This is a genomic window from Microbacterium sp. zg.Y1084 (genome assembly GCF_024623595.1).
GTDB classification, from domain to species: domain Bacteria; phylum Actinomycetota; class Actinomycetes; order Actinomycetales; family Microbacteriaceae; genus Microbacterium; species Microbacterium wangruii.
The window spans coordinates 150,368-170,331 of sequence record NZ_JANJGV010000004.1 but is presented as its reverse complement, the minus strand read 5'-3'; the positions used below and the strand labels follow the sequence as shown (position 1 = coordinate 170,331).

The 19,964-nt window shown below is 70.6% G+C and carries 17 protein-coding genes and 1 pseudogene; 6 read left to right on the top strand and 12 right to left on the bottom strand.

Annotated elements, in window-relative coordinates; translation table 11 throughout:
- Nucleotides 1-29: 29 nt before the first annotated feature.
- Nucleotides 30-1,193: an acyl-CoA dehydrogenase family protein gene (locus NQ165_RS08925; protein WP_257532732.1), complete on the bottom strand. Its 1,164-nt coding sequence runs from the start codon at nt 1,191-1,193 to the stop codon at nt 30-32.
- A gap of 189 nt (nt 1,194-1,382) precedes the next feature.
- Entirely contained in the window at nt 1,383-2,315 is a 933-nt protein-coding gene (locus NQ165_RS08920; RefSeq protein ID WP_257532730.1) for a M15 family metallopeptidase, read from the bottom strand.
- A 263-nt stretch (nt 2,316-2,578) separates the two neighbouring features.
- On the opposite strand from NQ165_RS08920, the gene NQ165_RS08915 reads away from it, so the two are divergent.
- Nucleotides 2,579-3,637 carry an Rv2578c family radical SAM protein gene (locus NQ165_RS08915; protein ID WP_257532728.1) on the top strand — a complete coding sequence of 353 codons (1,059 nt, stop codon included), beginning with the start codon at nt 2,579-2,581 and terminating at the stop codon, nt 3,635-3,637.
- 285 nt (nt 3,638-3,922) lie between these two features.
- Here NQ165_RS08915 and NQ165_RS08910 read toward each other — a convergent pair whose 3' ends face one another.
- Nucleotides 3,923-6,100: a DEAD/DEAH box helicase gene (locus tag NQ165_RS08910; protein WP_257532726.1), complete on the bottom strand. Its 2,178-nt coding sequence runs from the start codon at nt 6,098-6,100 to the stop codon at nt 3,923-3,925.
- Nucleotides 6,101-6,341: 241 nt separating this feature from the next.
- On the opposite strand from NQ165_RS08910, the gene NQ165_RS08905 reads away from it, so the two are divergent.
- Nucleotides 6,342-7,163: a galactose mutarotase gene (locus tag NQ165_RS08905; RefSeq protein WP_257532724.1), complete on the top strand. Its 822-nt coding sequence runs from the start codon at nt 6,342-6,344 to the stop codon at nt 7,161-7,163.
- 960 nt (nt 7,164-8,123) lie between these two features.
- Here NQ165_RS08905 and NQ165_RS08900 read toward each other — a convergent pair.
- The 5 genes and pseudogenes from NQ165_RS08900 to NQ165_RS08880 all read right to left on the bottom strand — a co-directional run.
- Nucleotides 8,124-11,342: pseudogene (locus NQ165_RS08900) on the bottom strand (efflux RND transporter permease subunit); the annotation flags it as partial.
- 111 nt (nt 11,343-11,453) lie between these two features.
- Nucleotides 11,454-11,831: a CrcB family protein gene (locus tag NQ165_RS08895; RefSeq protein ID WP_257532722.1), complete on the bottom strand. Its 378-nt coding sequence runs from the start codon at nt 11,829-11,831 to the stop codon at nt 11,454-11,456.
- Nucleotides 11,828-12,238 (bottom strand): CrcB family protein, encoded by a 411-nt coding sequence (locus NQ165_RS08890; protein WP_257532720.1) that lies wholly within the window; start codon nt 12,236-12,238, stop codon nt 11,828-11,830. Before NQ165_RS08890 ends, NQ165_RS08895 begins: the two co-directional genes overlap by 4 nt.
- A 9-nt stretch (nt 12,239-12,247) precedes the next feature.
- The gene (locus tag NQ165_RS08885) at nt 12,248-13,219 is read right to left on the bottom strand and encodes a DNA topoisomerase IB (protein ID WP_257532717.1); all 972 of its coding nucleotides are present in this window, start codon (nt 13,217-13,219) and stop codon (nt 12,248-12,250) included.
- 2 nt (nt 13,220-13,221) lie between these two features.
- Nucleotides 13,222-13,491 (bottom strand): Rho termination factor N-terminal domain-containing protein, encoded by a 270-nt coding sequence (locus tag NQ165_RS08880; RefSeq protein ID WP_257532715.1) that lies wholly within the window; start codon nt 13,489-13,491, stop codon nt 13,222-13,224.
- Nucleotides 13,492-13,709: 218 nt separating this feature from the next.
- Between NQ165_RS08880 and NQ165_RS08875 the strand changes: the two genes are divergently transcribed.
- Nucleotides 13,710-13,874 (top strand): hypothetical protein, encoded by a 165-nt coding sequence (locus NQ165_RS08875; RefSeq protein ID WP_257532713.1) that lies wholly within the window; start codon nt 13,710-13,712, stop codon nt 13,872-13,874.
- A 63-nt stretch (nt 13,875-13,937) separates the two neighbouring features.
- Here the strand turns inward: NQ165_RS08875 and NQ165_RS08870 are convergent, their stop codons facing one another.
- Entirely contained in the window at nt 13,938-14,690 is a 753-nt protein-coding gene (locus NQ165_RS08870) for a MerR family transcriptional regulator (protein ID WP_257638599.1), read from the bottom strand.
- Between the two features lie 148 nt (nt 14,691-14,838).
- Between NQ165_RS08870 and NQ165_RS08865 the strand changes: the two genes are divergently transcribed.
- The gene (locus NQ165_RS08865; protein WP_257532708.1) at nt 14,839-15,807 is read left to right on the top strand and encodes a DUF4097 domain-containing protein; all 969 of its coding nucleotides are present in this window, start codon (nt 14,839-14,841) and stop codon (nt 15,805-15,807) included.
- Entirely contained in the window at nt 15,807-16,412 is a 606-nt protein-coding gene (locus NQ165_RS08860; protein ID WP_257532706.1) for a PadR family transcriptional regulator, read from the top strand. Before NQ165_RS08865 ends, NQ165_RS08860 begins: the two co-directional genes overlap by 1 nt.
- Here NQ165_RS08860 and NQ165_RS08855 read toward each other — a convergent pair whose 3' ends face one another.
- A complete protein-coding gene (locus tag NQ165_RS08855) occupies nt 16,413-16,928 on the bottom strand; it encodes a universal stress protein (protein WP_257532704.1) in 516 nt (171 codons plus the stop codon).
- Nucleotides 16,929-17,070: 142 nt separating this feature from the next.
- Between NQ165_RS08855 and NQ165_RS08850 the strand changes: the two genes are divergently transcribed.
- A complete protein-coding gene (locus NQ165_RS08850) occupies nt 17,071-17,253 on the top strand; it encodes a DUF3073 domain-containing protein (RefSeq protein ID WP_257532703.1) in 183 nt (60 codons plus the stop codon).
- A gap of 6 nt (nt 17,254-17,259) precedes the next feature.
- Here NQ165_RS08850 and NQ165_RS08845 read toward each other — a convergent pair whose 3' ends face one another.
- Together NQ165_RS08845 and purF are read right to left on the bottom strand one after the other, a co-directional pair.
- Entirely contained in the window at nt 17,260-18,501 is a 1,242-nt protein-coding gene (locus tag NQ165_RS08845; protein WP_257532700.1) for an MFS transporter, read from the bottom strand.
- Nucleotides 18,498-19,958 (bottom strand): amidophosphoribosyltransferase, encoded by a 1,461-nt coding sequence (gene purF, locus NQ165_RS08840; protein WP_257532698.1) that lies wholly within the window; start codon nt 19,956-19,958, stop codon nt 18,498-18,500. Before purF ends, NQ165_RS08845 begins: the two co-directional genes overlap by 4 nt.
- Between the last annotated feature and the right edge of the window lie 6 nt (nt 19,959-19,964).

Below are 19,964 nucleotides of genomic sequence, written 5' to 3'. Positions count from 1 at the left end.
CCGCGGCATCCGGGTGCGTCAGGTGCAGGTCAGCGCTTGCCGGCGATCTTGCGGCTGACGATGTCGCGCATGATCTCGTTCGTGCCGCCGTAGATGCGGTGCACGCGCGCGTCGAGGAACGCCCGGGCGATGGGGTACTCGGTGATGTAGCCGTACCCGCCGTGCAGCTGCACGCAGGTGTCGAGGATCTCCCACTCGCGGTCGGTGGTCCAGAACTTCACCTTCGCGGCCTCTTCGCCGGTGAGCTTGCCCTCCTTGTAGGACATGAGCGCCTTGTCGAGGTACGCCCACATGACGTCGACGGTCGTGGCGACGTCCGCCAGCTTGAAGCGAGTGTTCTGGAAGTCGATGATGCGCTCACCGAACGCCTCGCGGCTCTTGGTGTACTCCACCGTCCACGCCAGGGCGGCCTGCGAGGCGGATGCCGCGGCGATGCCGATCGACAGACGCTCGAGCGGCAGGTTCATCATCAGCTGGACGAAGCCCTGGCCCTCGGTGCCACTGATGAGGTTCTCCTCGGGCACGAAGACATCGGTGAACGACAGTTCCGCGGTGTCGTGGCCGTGGGAGCCCATCTTGTGCAGCTTCTTGCCGTGGTCGAAGCCCTCCATCCCGTTCTCGAGGATGAGCAGGCTGAAGGCGTCGGGGCGGGTGCCCTCGCCGGTCTTCACGAACGTCACCACGATGTCGGCGGTCTTGCCCGAGGAGATGAACGTCTTCGCGCCGTTGACGATGTAGCCGCCGTCGACCTTCTTGGCGGTGGTCTTGATGCCGCGCAGGTCGCTGCCGGCGCCGGGCTCGGTCATCGCCAGGGCGCCGAGCACCTCGCCGGTGGCCATGCGGGGCAGCCACTTCTCCTTCTGCGCCTGCGTGCCCATGTGCACGATATAGGGCACCGCGAGATCGTCCTGGATGCCGAACGCGCCCGCGAGCGACCCGGCGCCGGCGCCGATGACCTCTTCGTTGACGATCGTGCGGAAGCGGTAGTCCTGCAGCATGCCGGCGCCGCCGAACTCCTCGGGGACGGACAGCCCGATGAGGCCGGATTCGCCCGCGGCGAGCATGGTCTCGCGGTCGATCTCGCCGTCGGCATCCCACTTCTCGCGCTTCTCGTTCGTCGCGTAGCGCTTGATGAACTCGCGGACGACCTCGCGGAATGCCTCGTGGTCCTCGTCGTAGATGTCACGCTCCATGGCGCGCCTCCTTCGGTGTCGGTCGGCGCCGCGGCCGCCGTGCTTCTGTGGATCCGGGTGCGACGCTGCGCCCGCTCGGGCGGCGCCGCCATGACCCGAGTCTAGGCTCTGGGCCGGTCTCGAGGTGCGCGTTTGTGGGATCGGATGCCGTGAAGTGCGGAACTGAGTTCCGGACTCTGGAGGGTGACGCTAGCCCGGGTATGCCGGCGCCGGAGGGAGCTCGAAGAACTCCTCGAGCGAGTGGAATCCGCCGTCATGGTAGGCGCGGGCGAGGTCGTGGCCGAGGTAGCGCAGGTGCCACGGCTCGTACGCGTATCCGGTGACGGGCGCGTACCCGTCCTCGTACCGCACGATCCAGCCGTACTCCCACGCGTGCGTGCGGATCCAGCGGTCGGCGGCGCTGCCCGCAAGGCCGTCGAGGGTGCCGCACCCGTCCACGCACGACACGACGTCGGCCGCGAGGCCGGACTGGTGCTCGCTGTATCCCGGCCGGGCGCTGACCAGCTCGGCCTCGGCGGCGCCCAGCCGGGCGACCTGCGCGTCATGGATCGACTGCTGCATGCCGAAGGAGCGGTACCCGCTCTGCACCCCGAACTCCGCGCCCGCCGCGCGCGCAGCATCGGCCATCGCCTGCAGCGCCGCGGCCGCGTCCTCACGGAGGATCACCTGGTTGCCGCCCTGCATGGAGCCGGCGGACACGAGCGACGCCGGAACGTGATCGGGGACGGAATAGGGTCGCTGCTTGTTCACGACGGCCCACAGCCGCGCCGGATCGGACAGGTCGATGCACAGCGCCGCCCCGCGGGCGACGGCCTCGCGGAAGACGGCGGCACCGCCCGCGGCGGCGATCGCGGCGGCATCGTCGCCGGCTTCGAGCGCCGCCGAGACGGCCGGCTCGGCGCAGATGCCCTCGACGGCCGCCGGCGCCGGCGGCGTGTCCGCGACCGCATCCGCGACGGGCGGCGGGGTCAGCGCGGGCACGGGAAGAGCCGTCACCCGCGGCGCGGGAGCCGCGGCGGGCGTCGGTGAGAGCGCGTCGCCGCTGCCGTCGCCGGAGCCCGACAGCAGCGTCACGAGCGAGACGCCTCCCCACACGATCAGCACGGTCAGCAGCGTGAGCACGACGGCGCCGCGTCGCCGCGCCGCTCGGCGCCGGCGCCGTGGGCCCGGGGCCACGGGGGCCGTCGCCGTCGCGGTCGCCGTTCCACCGCGCGCCGAACCTCGCGCCGTGCGCAGCGCGCGTCGCGATTCGGGCGGTCGGGGGTCCGTCACCCCTTCATTGTCCCCCGTCGCGGCGCTCCCGACAGCATCGGCCGCGCGGGAGTGTTCGAGGTGCGCCGCGCCGCCGCATTGACAGAGTGTCGAAGATCTGTTCCCATGGAACGATGCGGTGGCAGGGTCAGGAGCTCGGGGTGGTGGACGCCGATGCGCTTCCGGGAATGGAGCGCATCGACGGCCTGGTGCGCTCGGTCACGACGCCCGAGTTCGCGGGGATGACCTTCCATGAGGTGCAGTGCAAGTCCGCGCTGAACCGCGTGCCGGCGGTGTCGGCGATGCCCTTCGACTGGACGGTCAACCCCTACCGGGGCTGCAGCCACGCGTGCGTCTACTGTTTCGCGCGCGGCACCCACGAGTACCTCGACATGGATGCCGGGCGCGACTTCGACTCGCAGATCGTCGTGAAGATCAACGTCGCCGATGTGCTCGCGCGCGAAGTGCGGCGCGGGTCGTGGGCGCGCGAGACGGTCGCGCTCGGCACCAACACCGACCCGTATCAGCGCGCCGAAGGCCGCTACGGGCTCATGCCGGGGATCATCGGCGCGCTCACCGAATCGGGCACGCCGTTCTCGGTGCTCACCAAGGGCACGCTCATCCGTCGCGACCTGCCCTTGCTGCGCGACGCCGCCCAGCAGGTGCGGGTCTCGCTGGCGATGTCGATCGCCGTGGCCGATGAGTCACTGCGTGCCGCGATCGAGCCGGGGGCGCCGTCGTTCCAGGCGCGGCTCGACACCGTGCGCGCGGCCCGCGAGGCGGGGTTCCGCGTGACGGTCTTCCTCATGCCGATCGTGCCGCACCTCACGGACTCGGTCGCGGTGCTCGACGATGCGCTGCGCCGCATCTCCGCCGCGGGTGCCGGGCGCGTGGTGTGGGGCGCGATGCACCTCCGCCCCGGCGTGAAGCCCTGGTTCCTGCAGTGGCTCGCGCGGGAGCATCCGGAGCTGGTGTCGTCGTACCACGGGCTCTACCCCGGGGCATCCGTGATGGCGCCGAAGGCGTACCGCACCTGGCTCGCACGACGGGTGCGGCCGCTGCTGCGCCTTCACCGGCTCACCGGTGGCGAAGAGGACGACGAGCCCCGCCGTCCCGCACGCCCCGGCCCCGTGGTCACGACCGCTCGCGGGCGGGCGGCCGCGGCCGCGACGGCGGCACCGGCGCTGTTCTGACGGCGGCAGGCCCGCCCTGCGGCGACGCGCGCCCGCGGCATCCCGTCACGAGCGGCACCCCCGCACCCCGTCAGCGCGGGAGCACCCCGGCACCCCACCCACGGAGCGGCACCCTCGGCGCCCCGTCACGAGCGCAGGAGATGCGACCAGCGCAGGACGAATCCGCGCCGGAACCGCCTACGCCCGCGACATCTCCTACGCCGGGAACGACGAAGCGCCGACCGCCCCGGGAACGACGAAGCGCCGACCGCCCGGGTGGGGGCGACCGGCGCTTCGGGAGCGTGCTTACGCGTCGACGTCGGCCAGCTGACGGCCGGCGATCTCCTCGAGGAGGTCGTCGCCAAGGCGCACCTCGTCGAAGGGAGCCTCGATCTCGGCGCGGTCGAGCATCTCGGTCATGCGCCGGCGGCGCTGACGCGGGATGAGGGTGACGACGCGGCCCGCACGACCCGCGCGGCCGGTGCGGCCCGAGCGGTGCAGGTACGTCTTGTACTCGTCGGGCGCGTCGGCCTGGATGACCAGGTCGATGTCATCGACGTGGATGCCGCGGGCGGCGACGTCGGTGGCGACGAGCACGCTGACGCGTCCCTCGGTGAGGCGCTGCAGGTTGCGGGTGCGCTTGGCCTGGTTGAGGTCACCGTGCAGCGCGACGGCCGGGATGCCGGCGTCGTCGAACTGCTCGGCGAGCATCTCCGCGTAGGCGCGGGTGCGGGCGAACACGAGGGTCTTGCCCTCGCGGTCCACGAGCGAGGTGAGGATCTCGGCCTTGTCGCGGTGGTCGATCACCAGGATGCGGTGGTCGATCGTGCTGGAGTCCTGGTCTTCACCGGCGACCTCGTAGACGGCCGGCTCGACGAGGAACTCGTCGACCAGCGCGGCGACCTCGCGGTCGAGTGTCGCGGAGAACAGCAGCTTCTGCGCACCGTCGGCGACGAGGCGCAGGATGCGCTGCATCGGCTCGAGGAATCCGAGCTCCGACATGTGGTCGGCCTCGTCGAGCACGACGATCTGCACCTCGGAGAGGTCGAGCTTGCCCTGTGCGACGAGGTCCTCGATGCGACCGGGCGTGCCGATGATGATGTCGACGCCCTTCTTCAGCGCGCCGACCTGGCGCGCCTGGGGCACACCGCCGTAGATCTGCGTGGTGAAGATGCCGACGCTGCGCGCGATCGGCTGGATGGTGCGGTCGATCTGCAGCGCGAGCTCACGGGTCGGGGCGAGCACGAGCGCCTTGGGCAGGCGACCGAACTCGCGACGCTTGCCGGCCTGCGAGCGCAGCAGCGACTCCACGAGCGGAGCGCCGAAGGCGATGGTCTTGCCGGAGCCGGTGCGGCCGCGGGCGAGAACGTCCTTGCCCTCGAGGATCGGGGCGATGGTCGCCGCCTGGATCGGGAACGGGGTCGGTGCGCCGAGGTCCTGCAGGACGCGGACGATGTTGTCGCCCAGTCCGAGGCTCGAGAAGGTCACATCGGCGACCTCGCCGGCCTGCACGGCCTCGGCCTGCAGGCGCTCGTGCACGACGTCGACGTGGGCCTCCTGGGCCTTCGTCTTGGACTCGGCGTTCCAGTCCGAGCGAGCCGGACGGTCACCGGAATCGCGACGCGGGCGGTCGTCGAACGAACGCGCGGGGCGGTCGTTGAACGAGCGGGCGGGACGGTCGTCGCGCTGGGGACGGTCGAACGAACGCGCGGGGCGGTCGCCATACGAACGGGCGGGACGGTCGTCGCGCTGCGGACGGTCGAACGAACGCGCGGGGCGGTCGCCATACGAACGGGCCGGACGGTCAGCGGAATCGCGACGGGGGCGGTCGTCGAACGAACGCGCCGGGCGGTCGCCGTAGGAGCGGGCCGGACGGTCATCGCGCTGCGGGCGGTCACCGTACGAGCGAGCCGGGCGCTCGTCGTAGGAGCGGGCGGGACGGTCATCGCGCTGCGGGCGGTCGCCGTACGAACGGGCCGGACGCTCATCGTAGGAGCGGGCCGGACGGTCATCACGCTGCGGGCGGTCACCGTACGAACGCTTCGGGCGGTCGTCGTAGGAACGCGCGGGACGGTCATCACGCTGCGGGCGGTCGCCGTAGGAACGAGCCGGGCGGTCGCCCTGGGCACCGCGGTAGCCGTCGCGCTGGGGACGGTCGCCGGCCGAGCGGGCCGGACGGTCGTCGAACGAACGGGCGGGACGGTCGTCGAACGAACGACGGGGGCGATCCTCGGAGTGGCTGCGGATGCTGCGGGACGCGTCGCGACCCACCTTCTCCTGCGCGGTCCAGCGGCGCTTGGGCGCGGCATCCGTGGTCTGCTCGGGGGCGCGGTAGCCGCGGTGGCTGGGGCTCTTCGAGCCGGTGGTACCGGTCGATGCCTCGCCGGGACGACGCTTGCGGTCCTGGAAGCTGGTCTTCGCGCCGTAGCGGGGCTCGAAGTTCTTGGCCGGTCGGCCGCCTGCGGGCTTCTTGCTCTTGGGCATGGGAAATGTCCTTCTGGGTTCTCTTTCACACGAGAACAGCACCCGCTGGCACGCAGGTATAACCCGGACATCCGTCGGCCGGGGCCATTATCGATAGTGGTCATGCACGTCGATCGACGCCCACCATCGGCCCCTTGGACTCACAAACCCATCCACGCGCACCACGCGCAGTGTCCGAAGCCGACCAGACGAGTATACGGGTGCGACGCTGGGAAACCGCCCATCGGCCTACCATGACGGCATGACCACCCACATTCCCTACGACCCGACCGGCCGCCGCTTCACCGTGGAGGCGGGCGACACCACCGTCGAGGTGAATCAGGTGGGCGGTGCGCTGCGCGCATTCTCGGTCGATGGGGTCGACTTCGTCCCCCGCTACCGCGATCACCTCCCGACGCCCGCCGGCGCCGGCATCGTCATGGCCCCCTGGACCCATCGCGTGCGCGACGGCGTCTGGGTGCACGAGGGGACGACGCAACGGCTGGCGATCAGCGAACCGAAGACCGGCAACGCCTCGCATGGGCTGCTGCGCTTCACCGGCTACCAGCCCGTCGCCTATGCGAAGGACTCCGTCACCCTCGGTGCCGACGTCTACCCGCAGATCGGCTATCCGTTCCATCTCGCCACGGAGGTCACCTACACCGTGGCGGAAGGCTCCCTCACGGTGGCCCACCGGGTGATCAACCTGGGGGCCGAACACGCACCCGTCGCCATCGGCGCCCATCCCTACTTCTGCATCGGCGGCGCCGACACGGCCGGGCTGACGCTGCACCTGGATGCCGCGACGCGCTTCACCGTCGACGAGCGGCTGCTGCCGGTTGCGGAAGAGCCCGTCGACGAGGCGACCGACCTGCGCACCCCGCGCCGACTCGGCGACCTCGACCTCGACACCGCGTACGGCACGATCAGCCGCGACGATGACGACCTCGTCCGCGCGACCCTCTCACCGCACCGGATGGCCGCTCACTCGCGGTCTGGGCCGGTCCGGGCTTCGACTACGTGCAGGTGTTCACGACCGACCGGTTCCCCGGCGAGCGGCTCGCCGTGGCGATCGAGCCGATGACGGCGCCGGCCGACGCCTTCAACTCGGGCAGAGGGCTGCGCCGGCTCGCCCCCGGCGAGGAGTGGCAGCTGTCCTGGGGTACGGCCGCCCGCACCCCATAAGTCAGCGCTGGGTGTCGGATCCGCCGTCGTGGGTCTCGGATGAGTCGGACGCCGCGTCGGAGTCGCCGGCCTCGGCCGCACCGGACGCAACATCGGTCTCGTCGGACTGAGCCTCGTCGATGTCGGACGGTTGCGCCTCATCGGACTCGGCGGGTCGCCACTCGTCACCCTCCGCGGGCTGAGCCTCGTCGAACTCGGCGGGCTGCGCCCCGCTGAACTCGGACGGCTCGTCCGCGTCGGAGAGCTCGGCGGGCTGCGCCGCGTCGGACTCGGCCGGCCGCCCATCCTCACCCTCGGCAGGCTGCGCCTCGGAGAACTCGGCGGGCTGCCATTCGTGACCGTGGGTGGGCTCGACCTCGGCGCCCTCATCGGGCTCCTCCGCGGCGTGCTCGCCGGATTCGGCGTCGTGCCGCTCGCCGGGCTGTCCCGCGGCGTGCTCGCTCGGCTCCGCCTCGGCCTGCTCGCCCGTCTCCGCCGGCTCCGCCACGTCGTGCTCGGACCACTCCGCCTCGGACTGTTCGCCGGACTCCACCTCGGGCGGCAGCTCGGCAGCCTCCGCTGCGGGCTCCACGCCCTCGACCTCCGGCTCGCCGGACTCCGCGCGCTCGTCGGCCTCAGCGCTCTCGCCGGACTCAGCGCTCTCGCGGGGTGAGACAGCGGATCCGGCAGCCTCATCGAACCAGTTCGACTCCGCAGAAGACGACTCATCGCCGGACGGGTCGGCGTCGACCTCAGCGTCGGGCTCAACGGCCCCGACAGGCCGCTCAGCGGCATCCGGCTCCTGCGTCGCCGGCGCGTCGAGGTCGGTCGCCGCACCGCCGGTGGCCGCGCCGGCGACCGCGATCGGGTTCGTCGACCCGAGTGCCCGCAACTCGCGCCGCGTGAGCGGCACACCCGTCGTCGGCACACCCGTCGTCGGCACACCCGTCGTCGGACCACCAGTCGCCGCGCCGGCCACCGCCACGGCGACCGCGGGCGCGGGCGCCTCGGTCGGCACCGCGGCGCGCTTGGCCTCACGACGCTCGCGCGCGCCTTCGACGAGGTTGTAGAGCGTCGGCAGCACGAGCAGAGTCAGCACGGTGGACGAGATCAGCCCGCCGATCACGACGATGGCGAGCGGCTGGGAGATGAACCCGCCGCTGCCGGTGATGCCCAGCGCCATCGGCGTCAGCGCGAAGATCGTCGCCAGCGCGGTCATGAGGATGGGACGCAGACGTCGCGCGCCGCCGGCGATGGTGGCGTCGTGAGCGGAAAGCCCCTTCACGCGGTACTGGTTGACGAGGTCGACCAGCACGATGGCGTTGGTCACCACGATGCCGATGAGCATGAGCACGCCGATGAGCGATGCGACGCCGAGCGGCACCCCGGTGGCGATCTGCAGCAGAATCGCGCCCGTCGCCGCGAAGGGCACGGACACCAGCAGCAGCAGCGGCTGGCGCAGCGACTTGAACGTCGCCACCATCACGATGTAGACGATCAGGATCGCCGCCAGCAGGGCCAGGCCCAGCTGGTAGAAAGCATCCTGCTGCTGAGAAAGCACGCCGCCCACGCTCGCGTCGGCCGAAGCGGGCAGGTCTGCGTCGGCGAGCGCCTCGGTGACGACGGCCGACGCGGCGGTGAGGTCGTCTCCCGAGGGGGTGACGACCACGGTGGCGGTGCGCTGGCCGCGCTCGGCGGTGATCGAGGTCGGGCCCTCGCTCTCCTCGACCGTCGCGACCTCCGACAGCGCCACCGGACCCGTGGCGGTCGGCACCTGCAGACTCTTCAGGTCCTCCAGCGTCGCCGGCACCTGCGAGGCGGCCAGGTACACCGTGAGCGTCGTGTCGTCGATCTCGACCGACCCGATCTGCTGCGGCTGCATCGTCCCCGACACGAGCGCGCCGACGGCGACTTCAGACAGCCCGCGCTGAGCGGCGGCGTCGCGGTCGACCACGACGGCGATGTACGGCAGCGAAGCGGCGAGGTTGGTGGTGACCTGCTCGACCCCGTCGCGTCCTTCGACCGAGGCGACGACGGCATCCGTCGCCTCCTGCAGTGTCGTCTGGTCGGGTGCGGTGACGTCGATCTCGATGTCGCTGGACCCGAATCCGCCCTGTGCGGACAGTGCGACGGTGCCGACGTCGGACAGCCCGTCGACGGTGTCGAGCACGTCTTCACGCACGGTGATCTGGTCGGCCTCGGGGTCGGTGGTGACCGAGAAGGTCGCCCCGCTCGACCCGCCCGAGAACGCGTCGACGAGAGCCGATCCGCTCGAGCCGATCGACACCTGCACGGTCTCGATGCCGTCGACGCCCAGCAGCGCCTCTTCGACGACGGCGGCTGCGGCGTCCTTTGCGTCGAGCGAGGCGGCGGGACCGAGATCCTGCGTCACGGTGAAGGTGTTCTGCCCGGTGTCGCCGAGGAAGTTCGTCTTCATGAACGGCGCCGCCGCGACCGTGCCCGCGAGGACCAGCAGGGCCAGCAGCAGGGTCACCGCCGAGTGGCGCAGCGTCCACCGCAGCACCGGTAGGTACGCCTTCTGCAGCCGCGACGGCGGCGCAGAGGGGTCTTCGGGGTCGATGGGCTCACCATCGGGTCCGATGAGCGCCTTGCCGGGGCGCAGGAACCAGTAGGCCAGCACGGGAACGATCGTCAGCGACACGAACAGCGACGCCGTCATCGCGATCGTGACCGTCAGCGCGAACGGCCGGAACAGCTCACCGGTCACGTCGCCGACGAAGGCGATGGGCAGGAACACCGCGACGGTGGTGATGGTGGATGCCGTGATGGCGGCAGCCACCTCGCGCACGGCCAGCAGGATGGACCGCAGCTTGTCGGCGGACCCGACATAGTGGCGCTTGATGTTCTCGATCACGACGATGGAGTCGTCGACGACGCGACCGATCGCGATCGTCAAGGCGCCCAGGGTCAGGATGTTCAGCGAGTACCCGAACGCCTGGATGCCGATGAACGTGATGAGCACGCTGGTGGGGATCGAGATCGCCGTGACCAGTGTCGAGCGCACCGAGAGCAGGAACAGCAGGATCACGAGCACCGCGAACGCCAGCCCGAGGAGCCCTTCCTCGGCGAGCGCCGCGATGGATTCCTGGATGAAGGGCGCCTGGTCGAACACCACGGTGAACTCGGCGGCGCCGTCGAGTGCCTGCTCGAGGTCCGGCAGCGCGGCGAGCACGCCCTTCGAGACGTCCACGGTGTTGGCGGCAGGCAGCTTCGTCACGGCGATCGTGAGCGCCGGCTCGCCGTCGACGCGCGAGATCGAGGTCTGCGGGTCCTGGTCGGCCTCGACGGTGGCGACATCGGAGATGGTGACGACGCCGGCGCCGAACTGGGCAGGGTCGGTCGGAACCAGCGGAAGCGCCCCGATGTCCTCGACCGAGGTGATCTTCGCGCCGGTCTGCACCGTCAGGGTGCGGTCGTCCTCCGTGATGCCGCCGCCGGGGAAGAGGACGCCGTTCTGGTCGAGGGCGTCGCTGATCGCCTGCTGGCTGAACCCCGCTGCGGCGAGCGCCGCCTGGTCGGGCGTGATGGTGATGCGCTGGCCGGCGCCGCCGACCACCTCGGCGGAGTTGACCCCGGGGACGTCCTCGAGGTCGGGGATGACCGTGGACTCCAGGAGCTGCTGGATCGACGTCTCGTCGTCGTACCCGGTGACGGCGAGCTGGATGACGGGGAGATCATCGATCGACAGGCTGAAGACCTGCGGATCGACGGATTCGGGCAGCTGACCCTTGATGCGGTTGATCGCCTGCGTGATCTTCTGCTCAGCGGTGGCCAGATCCGTGCCGTAGGTGAAGGCCGCCTGGATGATCGAGGCGTTGGTCGTGCTCGTCGCGGTGGTCGATTCGAGCCCGGGCACACCCTGGATGGCCGTCTCGATGGGGAGCGACACATCGTTGGACACCACCTCGGGCGAGGCGCCCGGGTAGGTCGCCACGACCGTCAGCGCCGGGAACTCGATCGACGGGATGAGCTCCTGCTTGAGGTTGGTCAATGCCAGCCCGCCGAACACGGCGGCGACGATCGTCACGAGGGCGATGAGCGCGCGGTTCTTCAGGCTCAGGACGGCGAGGTGAGACACGGGCTGCCTTTTGCGAGATGTCGATGCGGGGGGACGGGTCGCCACGAGCGCGGCCGATACGCGGATGTATCGGGTTCAGTATCCCATGCGGCATACTGCGCGGCGCGCCGCTCACCGTGGCAGCAGGCCACCGATCACCATGCCGATCGCCGCGGCGACGACGGCGGTGCCCAGCGTCGCGATCAGGTTGACCACGGCCCAGTCGCGGCGGCCGCGCTGCGCCATCAGTGCGGAGTCCACGCTCACGGTGCTGAAGGTGGTGAACCCACCCAGCAGGCCGACCCCCACGACCATGCCCCATACGGGCGCGAACGATGCCCCCGCCCCGACGATCACGCCCAGAACAAGGGACCCGATGACGTTGACCAGCAGGATGCCGAGGGGGAAGGCGTCGCTGCGCCCGCGCATGACGGCGGCATCCACCAGGTAGCGCACACCGGCACCCAGCCCGCCGGCCGCTGCGAGGACGCCCAGCTCTGCGAGGTTCATGCCGGCACCTCCGTGATGCGCGCCGCGGCCTGACGCCGGCCGATGACCACGCCCCACGCGGCGGCGGCCACCCCGCAGGCCACGCTCACCGCGGCCAGGAGCATGCCGGTCACCGGTGCCGCACCGAACAGCTGCACCGTCTGCACGGCGAACGCACTGTAGGTCGTGAATCCTCCGAGCACCCCGGTGCCCAGGAACGCGCGCAGCCGCGGTCGGCTCTGCCCGAGCCGGCCGACGACGAACCCCAGGGCGAAGGAGCCCGTGACGTTGATCGCCGCCGTCACCAGCGGAAGGGCGAGGGGGTGCGCTGCCGGTCCCCACGGCAGCACGAGAGCGGCGCGCGCGGCGACCCCGATGGCGCCGCCGAGCACCACGAAGACCAGGGTCAGCCAGGAGAACCGCGCCACGGGCTCAGGCTAGGGAACGGTCTGCAGGATCAGCGTACGGATCGCCGTCTCCGACGAGACCGACGCGTCCAGCAGGTGCCCCGACCGATACCGCGAGAACACGCGCGGGTCGATGTACGACCCTCGCGCGACCGACGGCGTGTTCCCCAGCGCCTTCGCGGCGCGCTGGACGGCGAGCACCTCCGCGCGCTTGCGGTCGCGCTTGGTGTCGACCGTCCCCACGCGTGCGAGGGTGTCGGCGGCGATGATCGTGCCCCGCAGGGTGCGGAAGTCCTTCGCGGTGAAGTCGCCGCCGGTGAGCGATCGCACGTAGTCGTTCACCTCTTTGGGAGTCAGCGCGACACGGCGCCGGCCGCGGGACCAGGCCAGCAGCGCCGCCGTCGGCCGCCCCGCCGTCAGGAGCGCGATGACGTCGGCGAGATCCGGGTCCTCCAGCTCGATGACCTGCCGCTTTCCGCTCTTGCCGGGGAAGTCGAGCGTGATCACCGGCGCGTCCACTCGCGCGTGCCGGCGCTGCAGCGTCGTGAGCCCTCGGTTGCCGGTGCGGGCGAGATGCCGCTCCGAGCCGATGCGCACCGCGGCCTGATCGAGAAGGCGGAAGGCGGCCGCCAGCACGCGATCGCGGTCGAGGCCGTCCTGGCGCAGCGACGCCGTCACCCGCCCACGTGCCCGTGGGAGCGCCTCGGCCAGCAGCAGCGCGCGGGCGTACTTGTTCTTGTCCCGCTTGGGCGCCCAGTCCGCGTGGTAGATGTACTGGGTGCGTCCGGCGTCGTCGACCCCGACGGCCTGGATATGCCCATTGGGCGCGGCACTGATCCACACGTCCCGCCATGCCGGCGGGATCACCAGCGCCTGGATGCGCTCACGGTCGGCATCGCCGCACGCGCGACCGGCGGTGTCGAGATAGCGATGGCCGGAGCCGGCGCGCACGCGCCGGAAGCCGGGGTCCACCCCGGGACGCACGCGTCGCAGACGCGGCACGGTCAGTGGTCGCGGAGCATGGTGATCAGCTCCGCCTTGCGCTTTCCGGAGTATCCGGCGAGGCCGAGTTCCTTGGCGCGAACGCGCAGCTGTGCGACCGTCCAGTCCTCGTAGTCGCCCGACTTCCCGCCGCGACGGCCCACCGCGCCGCGGCCGTCCCGCGCCGCTGCGTTGGACACGCGGGCGGCCTTCTCCTTCGACGCGCCGTCCTTGCGCAGCTCCTCGTACAGGTCGGGATCCTTCAGGCTGTTCGAGCCTCTTCCCTGGGGCATGGCGTGGCCTCCTCGCTCGCAGTCCTCCCGACGCTAGAACGTGCAGGAAAACGGCGCAGGGGGTTGACATCGGGCGCGCGCACGCTCTACCACCCCTCGCGAAGCAGAGTCAAGAGGTCGTAAGCAGACACACAGGATGGCTAGCGTGATCGACGAGCGCTGAACCGCGCCAACACCCGCTCCCCGGCGGGTGATGGGAGTACAGAAGAAGGAGCCCCATGAACATCGCACTCCTGATCATCATCGTCGTCGCGATCGTGCTCGCCATCGTCGGTGGCATGAACACCGCCCTCAGCTGGCTGCTGTGGGTCGCACTGATCGTCGGTGTCATCGCACTGATCGCCTTCCTCTTCCGCGTCATCAGCGGCAACAAGAGGGTGTAACGAAAGACCCCATGTGAGAGGGCCCGGCGCATCGCGCCGGGCCCTCTTGCCGTCTCGGGCGGGTCACAGCGCGCGCTGCGCATACACGCGCAGCGCGTCGCGCACGAGCTCTGCCCCGGCCTGGCCGCCATAGTTCGCTGCGAAGCGGGGATCCGCGACGTACATCTCCCCGAGTCCCGTCACGTACCCGACGATGCGGTCGCGCTCCGTCGGTGCCCCGGGAACCCCGGTCAGCCATGCGACATGGCGCGCGGCGAGGGACTGCGCTTCATCGCAGTCCGCGGGGATGCCGCGCGCGGCGGCATCCGTCCAGTCCGCGCCGAGGCGCGCGGTCGCCTGCTGCCACCTCTCGCGCTCCGCATCGCCCATGCTGCGCCACCACGCGTCGCTGCGCTGATAGGCGGCCGCCCCCCACCGCTCGGTGACCTCCTGCTCGTACCTCGCATGGTCGAAGCCGTCGAACATGTCCTGTGCCATGAGCTGCTCCCCTCTTCTCAGTGTCTCGATGGTCGATGCGACGGCGGCCACCTGCCGTTGCAGGCGCTCCTGCTCCTGCCGGAGCCGGTGAAGGTGCGCCTGCAGGGCCGCCACCGGCGACCGCTCACGGTCGAGCGCCTCGCCGATGTGCTCCAGCCCCATGCCGAGCTGGCGCAGCAGCAGAATGCGCTGGAGTCGCACGAGTGCCGCTTCGTCGTAGTGGCGGTAGCCGTTCGCGGCCACCCGCGTCGGCCGCAGCAGCCCGATGTCGTCGTAATGGCGCAGGGTGCGGCTCGTCGTCCCGGTCAGCCGAGCGACCTGCTGGATCGACCACTCCATGACCTGCTCCCGTCTTTCCATCCGACCGTAGATCTTGACGTTGCGTAAAGGTCAAGCGGCACTCGTCGCCCCCTCTCTTCCACATCGAGATATATCGTGTTATCTTCCGAACACGATATATCTCGATCACACCATCAGGAGCAGAAACATGACCTTCGAGAAATGGCTCATCCACCCGGGCGAGAACCGGGTGATCGACGTCGATGGCGTACGCACCCTCAAGGTCGGCCTCGTCGGCGGGCAGGTCGACGTGATCGGGCACGACGAGCCCGGCGTGCGCGTCGAAGTGCACGGCGTCACCGTGAAGGACCTGCGCATCGAGACCTCGGGCGACGCACTGGAGATCGACCACGCACAGCTGCGCTGGGACAACGTCCTGCAGTCGTTCCGCAACTTCGGCGCCGGCGGCCCCAAGGCGGAGATCAGCATCGCCGTTCCGCGCGACGTCGCCCTGACCCTCGGAGTGGTGAGCGCCAGCGCCCTCGTGGCGGGCCTGCAGAACGGCGCGCGCCTGAACACCGTCTCCGGCGACGTCATCGTCGACGGCATGATCGGCGACGTGTCGGTGAACGCCGTCTCCGGCGACACGCAGATCCGGGGCCTCGTCGGCGGACTCAGCGCCAACAGCGTCTCGGGTGACATCGCGGCATCCGGCGCTCTGCGCAAGGCCGATGTGGACACCGTGTCGGGGGCGACGATGATCGATGCCACCGGCGAGGCCGACACGATCAGCATCAACACCGTCGCCGGAGCGGCCACCGTGCGACTGGACCCGGGACTGCCGGCGAACTTCGCCATCCGCAGCGTCAGCGGCACGGTCATGGTCGACGGGGTCACCCACTCCGGCGGCAGCGGCGTGGGCGTGAACTACACCGGCTCGGTCGGAGAGCTCAGCGGCTCGTTCGTCGACCTGCGCGCGCACAGCGTCTCCGGCGCGGTGACCGTGCTGCGTCGCGCCGAGGTGGCCCCCGCCGAAGCGGCGACGCCCGTCGCCGAGGCCCGGCCGGATGCCGTGACGACCATGCCTCCCGCGGAGCAGCGACCGGATGCCGCGGCCGCTGCACCCGTCACGGACGCGCGACCCGATGGCGGGGCCGCGACCGAGGAGCAGTGGTGATGCCCCCCGTCTTCTCCCACGGCGACCTGCGCCTCTACCTGCTGAACCTGCTCGACGAGTCGCCTCGCCACGGCTACGACCTGATCCAGGCACTGTCGGACCGCACCGGGGGCACCTATACCCCCAGCGCCGGGACCGTGTACCCGCGTCTGGCGAAGCTGGAGGAGGAGGGCCTGGTGACCAAGTACGCCGATGGCCGCAAGACGGTCTACCGCATCACCGAAGCGGGACGCGCCGAGGTGGCCTCGCGGGCCCACGACCTCGAGGGCATCGAGGCGGGGCTGGACGACAGCGTGCGCCTCATCGCCGATGAGGTGCGCGGCAGCGTGCGGGAGGCCATGCGCAGCCTGCGCGCCGACCTCGCCGCCGCTGCTCAGACCGACCGCACCACCGCCAAGCAGGCTCCGGTCGACGACGAGCGCACCCGCAGTCGCGCGGAGCTGCACCGAGCCGATACGGCCCTGACGGAGTTCCGCGCCCGCGTGCGCAGCGAACTGCGCGTGCACGTCGCCCGCGGCGGCACACTGCCGGCGACCGTGGTGGACGAGCTCACCACGGCGCTCGACGCGACCGCCGCCGCGGTCACCCGCGCACTGTCGCGCTGATCAGCCCTCCGGCCACAGCTCCTCGTCGTCGCGCGCCGGTTCGTCCAGCGGCACGACGAGGATCGGCCGGTGCTGACGGTGGGCGAGGCGGGCGGCGACCGATCCGGTGAAGAACTCGCGGATCGATTCGCCGATGCCGCGCCGACGGGTTCCCACGACGATGAGTCGCGCATCGGTCTGCTCGGCGAGGTGCTTCATCGCCAGGGCGGGATCGCCCACCAGCTGGCGCACGGTGAAAGGCATATCGAGCCCCTTCAACGCCGCCGTGGCGGCATCCGTCACCGCCTCGAGATCCCCCTCGCCGGTGGCGATGTTCAGGTCGAGAGGCGCGGAGTGCACGTAGCCGTCGGGGTCCTCGTAGGTGACGAAGCGGGTCACGTCGACATGCACGACCACCAGCGGTGCACCCAGCAGCTTGGCGTACTGCGCGGCCTCTTTCACCACCCGCGGCGGCTGCCCCGGGATCGCGCCCACCAGCACAGCGTGCTGCGGTGTGGTCTCGGACTCTTCGATCATGGCGTCGTCGCCCCTTCCCCCTCAGGCCGGGCCCGGGGCTCCGTGATATCCTGAATGCTACTCTTCCCGGTGTTCTGCCGGATCGTGATTACGTCGGGCTCAGTCGCTTAGCCCGCGGCTCAGACAAATGAGGGGGTCTCGCATGGGGCGTGGCCGTCAGAAGGCGAAGCACACCAAGATCGCCAGGGAACTCAAGTCGTTCAGCCCGAGCGTGAACTACGCCGCGCTCGAACGCGAACTGGGTCACCCGGACGACGACGAGAACGACTACGTCGACAAGTGGGCAGACCAGTACACAGACGAATACGAAGACGAGAAGGCATAGCGCAGGTCACCACGCACCGTACCTGCGCTCCCACTCGTCCTCGATGGTGCGCGCCCGCGTGACCACGTAGCCGGCGGGGATCGCGGCGACGACCGCGCCCATCAGCACCCACAGGGGCAGCGTCCACGACCCGGTGGCGTCGTGCAGCAGCCCCGTCGCCAGCGGGAAGACCGCGGCGATGGCGTAGCCGATGCTCTGCACGAAGCCGCTCAGGGCCACGGCGGTCTCGTGACTGCGCGTGCGCAGCCCCAGCATCACCAGGATCATGGGGAACAGCAGCGGCGCGGTTCCCACCAGCGCCACCCAGAGCACGGGGGCGGCCGCCGGCGCGAGCAGCAGCCCGCCCAGCCCCGCCAGCCCTGCGACCACCGCGACGGCGAAGAGCACCCGCTCCGCCCGCAGGCGCGCCACCAGCAACGGCACGATCAACGACGCCGGCAGCCCCATGAGGGCGAACAGCGACAGCAGCGCCCCGGCCGTGCGCGGGGTCACGTCGGCCACGTCGACGAGGATCGTCGGCAGCCAGCCGAACGACGTGTACGCCAGCGTCGACGACACGCTGAAGGCGACCGCCAGCGCCCAGGCCAGAGGCAGTCGCCACAGGCGCGCGAACAGCCGGGGCGTGGGCGCGGGCACGTCAACGGGCGCTGCGTCCCTGGCGCGCCGCAGCATGAGCACCCAGGGCAGCGTCGCCACCACGGCGAAGACCGCCCACGCACCCAGCGACACCCGCCACCCGGCCAGATCGGCCAGTGGCACGGCCACGAGCGGCGGGGTGAACGTCGCCACCGCCATGGTGGTGCTGTAGACGGTGGTCAGCAGCCCGACGCGACGCGGGAAGTACTTCTTCACCAGCGGTGGCAGCAGGATGTTGCCCACCCCGACCCCCGCGAACACCATCGCCGTCGCCACCAGGAGCGTCAGAGACCCCGTCGCGAATCCCCGGGTGACCAGCCCGAGGGCGACGACCGAGATCGCCGCCACCGCCACCTTCTCCAGCCCGAAGCGACGCTCGAACAGCGGCGCGAGCAGACCGAACACCGCGAAGCACACCGGCGGCACGGTCCCGATGAGACCGAGCACGGCAGCCGGCAGCGGGAAATCCTGCGCGATGAGGCCCACCAGCGGCGACAGCGAAGCCACCGCGCTGCGCAGCGAGAACGCGAAGAGCACGATCCCCACGACGGCCAGCGCCCCGCCCGATCGTGGCGGGTGGAAGGAGGGGCCGTCCGCCGGGGAGCGCGTCAAGAGGCCTGCGTGTCCTCGACCCAGGCGAGGTACTCGTCCGAGACCGTGCCGGTGACGTAGCGGCCGTCGAAGCAGCTCATGTCGAGGTCGTCGAGGTCCGACCCCTCCAGGATCGCGGCCTTCAGGTCTTCGACCTCCTGGTAGACGAGGCGGTCGCACCCGAGCTCTTCAGCGATCTCGGGGATCGTGCGCCCGTGGGCGACGAGCTCCAGCCGGGAGGGCATGTTGATGCCGTACACGTGGGGATAGCGCACGGGAGGGGCGGCAGAGGCGAAGGTGACCGTCTTGGCGCCGGCATCCCGCGCCATCTGGATGATCTCCTTCGAGGTCGTCCCCCGCACGATCGAGTCGTCGATGAGCAGCACGTTCTTGCCCTTGAACTCGCTCGACATGGCGTTGAGCTTCTGTCGCACACTCTTCTTGCGCACGGCCTGACCCGGCATGATGAACGTCCGGCCGACGTAGCGGTTCTTGTAGAAGCCTTCGCGATACTCGAGCCCCAGCTTGCGGGCGACCTGCATGGCGGCGGGGCGGGCCGAATCCGGGATCGGCATGACGACGTCGATCGACCCCTCCGGAGTGTGCTTGGCGATCGTGTCGGCCAGCCGCTCCCCCATGCGCAGGCGCGATTCGTACACCGCGATGCCGTTCATGATCGAGTCGGGACGGGCGAGGTAGACGTACTCGAACGAGCAGGGAGCGAGCTTCGTCTCGGCAGCGCACTCCCGGGAGTGGAGTCGTCCATCGAGGTCGATGTAGATCGCCTCGCCCGGCCGCACGTCGCGGACCACCTCGTAGTCGCCGTTCTCGAGCACGAGCGATTCGCTCGAGACGATCCACTCGTCCTCGCCGGCGGCGGTGCTCCGGCGCCCGAGGATGAGGGGACGGATGCCGAACGGGTCGCGGAAGGCCAGCAGGCCGTAGCCGGCGATGAGGGCGATCGCCGCGTACGAGCCTTCGACCCGCCCGTGAACGCGGGTGACGGCGGTGAACACGTCATCGGGGGTGAGCCGGTCGCCGTGGATGGTCTGCTGCAGCTCGTTGGCCAGCACATTGACCAGCAGCTCGGTGTCGGAGCTGGTGTTGAGGTGGCGCCGGTCGGTGCGGAACAGCTCCTCGGACAGCTCCCGGGTGTTGGTGAGGTTGCCGTTGTGCACCAGCACGATGCCGTAGGGGGCGTTGACGTAGAACGGCTGGGCCTCCTCCTCGCTGGAGGCGGTGCCCTTGGTGGCGTACCGCACGTGGCCGAGACCGATCGTCCCGAGCAGGGTGCGCATGTCGCGGGTGCGGAACGCCTCGCGCACCATCCCTCGCTGCTTGTTCATGTGCACGACACCGCTGGGCTCCGCGGTCGCGATACCGGTGGAGTCCTGCCCTCGGTGCTGCAGCAGCAGGAGTGAGTCGTAGATGTCCTGATTGACCAGGGCGTGGCCGACGACGCCGACGATTCCGCACATGGGGTG

What these genes read in the sequence shown, in the direction of transcription:
- NQ165_RS08855 (WP_257532704.1), bottom strand. Translation starts at nt 16,928, where the DNA reads ATGATCGAAGAGTCCGAGACCACACCGCAGCACGCTGTGCTGGTGGGC.
- NQ165_RS08915 (WP_257532728.1), top strand. Translation starts at nt 2,579, where the DNA reads ATGCGGTGGCAGGGTCAGGAGCTCGGGGTGGTGGACGCCGATGCGCTT.
- NQ165_RS08875 (WP_257532713.1), top strand. Translation starts at nt 13,710, where the DNA reads ATGAACATCGCACTCCTGATCATCATCGTCGTCGCGATCGTGCTCGCC.
- NQ165_RS08865 (WP_257532708.1), top strand. Translation starts at nt 14,839, where the DNA reads ATGACCTTCGAGAAATGGCTCATCCACCCGGGCGAGAACCGGGTGATC.
- NQ165_RS08895 (WP_257532722.1), bottom strand. Translation starts at nt 11,831, where the DNA reads ATGAACCTCGCAGAGCTGGGCGTCCTCGCAGCGGCCGGCGGGCTGGGT.
- NQ165_RS08850 (WP_257532703.1), top strand. Translation starts at nt 17,071, where the DNA reads ATGGGGCGTGGCCGTCAGAAGGCGAAGCACACCAAGATCGCCAGGGAA.
- NQ165_RS08870 (WP_257638599.1), bottom strand. Translation starts at nt 14,690, where the DNA reads ATGGAGTGGTCGATCCAGCAGGTCGCTCGGCTGACCGGGACGACGAGC.
- NQ165_RS08880 (WP_257532715.1), bottom strand. Translation starts at nt 13,491, where the DNA reads ATGCCCCAGGGAAGAGGCTCGAACAGCCTGAAGGATCCCGACCTGTAC.
- NQ165_RS08925 (WP_257532732.1), bottom strand. Translation starts at nt 1,193, where the DNA reads ATGGAGCGTGACATCTACGACGAGGACCACGAGGCATTCCGCGAGGTC.
- NQ165_RS08910 (WP_257532726.1), bottom strand. Translation starts at nt 6,100, where the DNA reads ATGCCCAAGAGCAAGAAGCCCGCAGGCGGCCGACCGGCCAAGAACTTC.
- purF (WP_257532698.1), bottom strand. Translation starts at nt 19,958, where the DNA reads ATGTGCGGAATCGTCGGCGTCGTCGGCCACGCCCTGGTCAATCAGGAC.
- NQ165_RS08860 (WP_257532706.1), top strand. Translation starts at nt 15,807, where the DNA reads ATGCCCCCCGTCTTCTCCCACGGCGACCTGCGCCTCTACCTGCTGAAC.
- NQ165_RS08905 (WP_257532724.1), top strand. Translation starts at nt 6,342, where the DNA reads ATGACCACCCACATTCCCTACGACCCGACCGGCCGCCGCTTCACCGTG.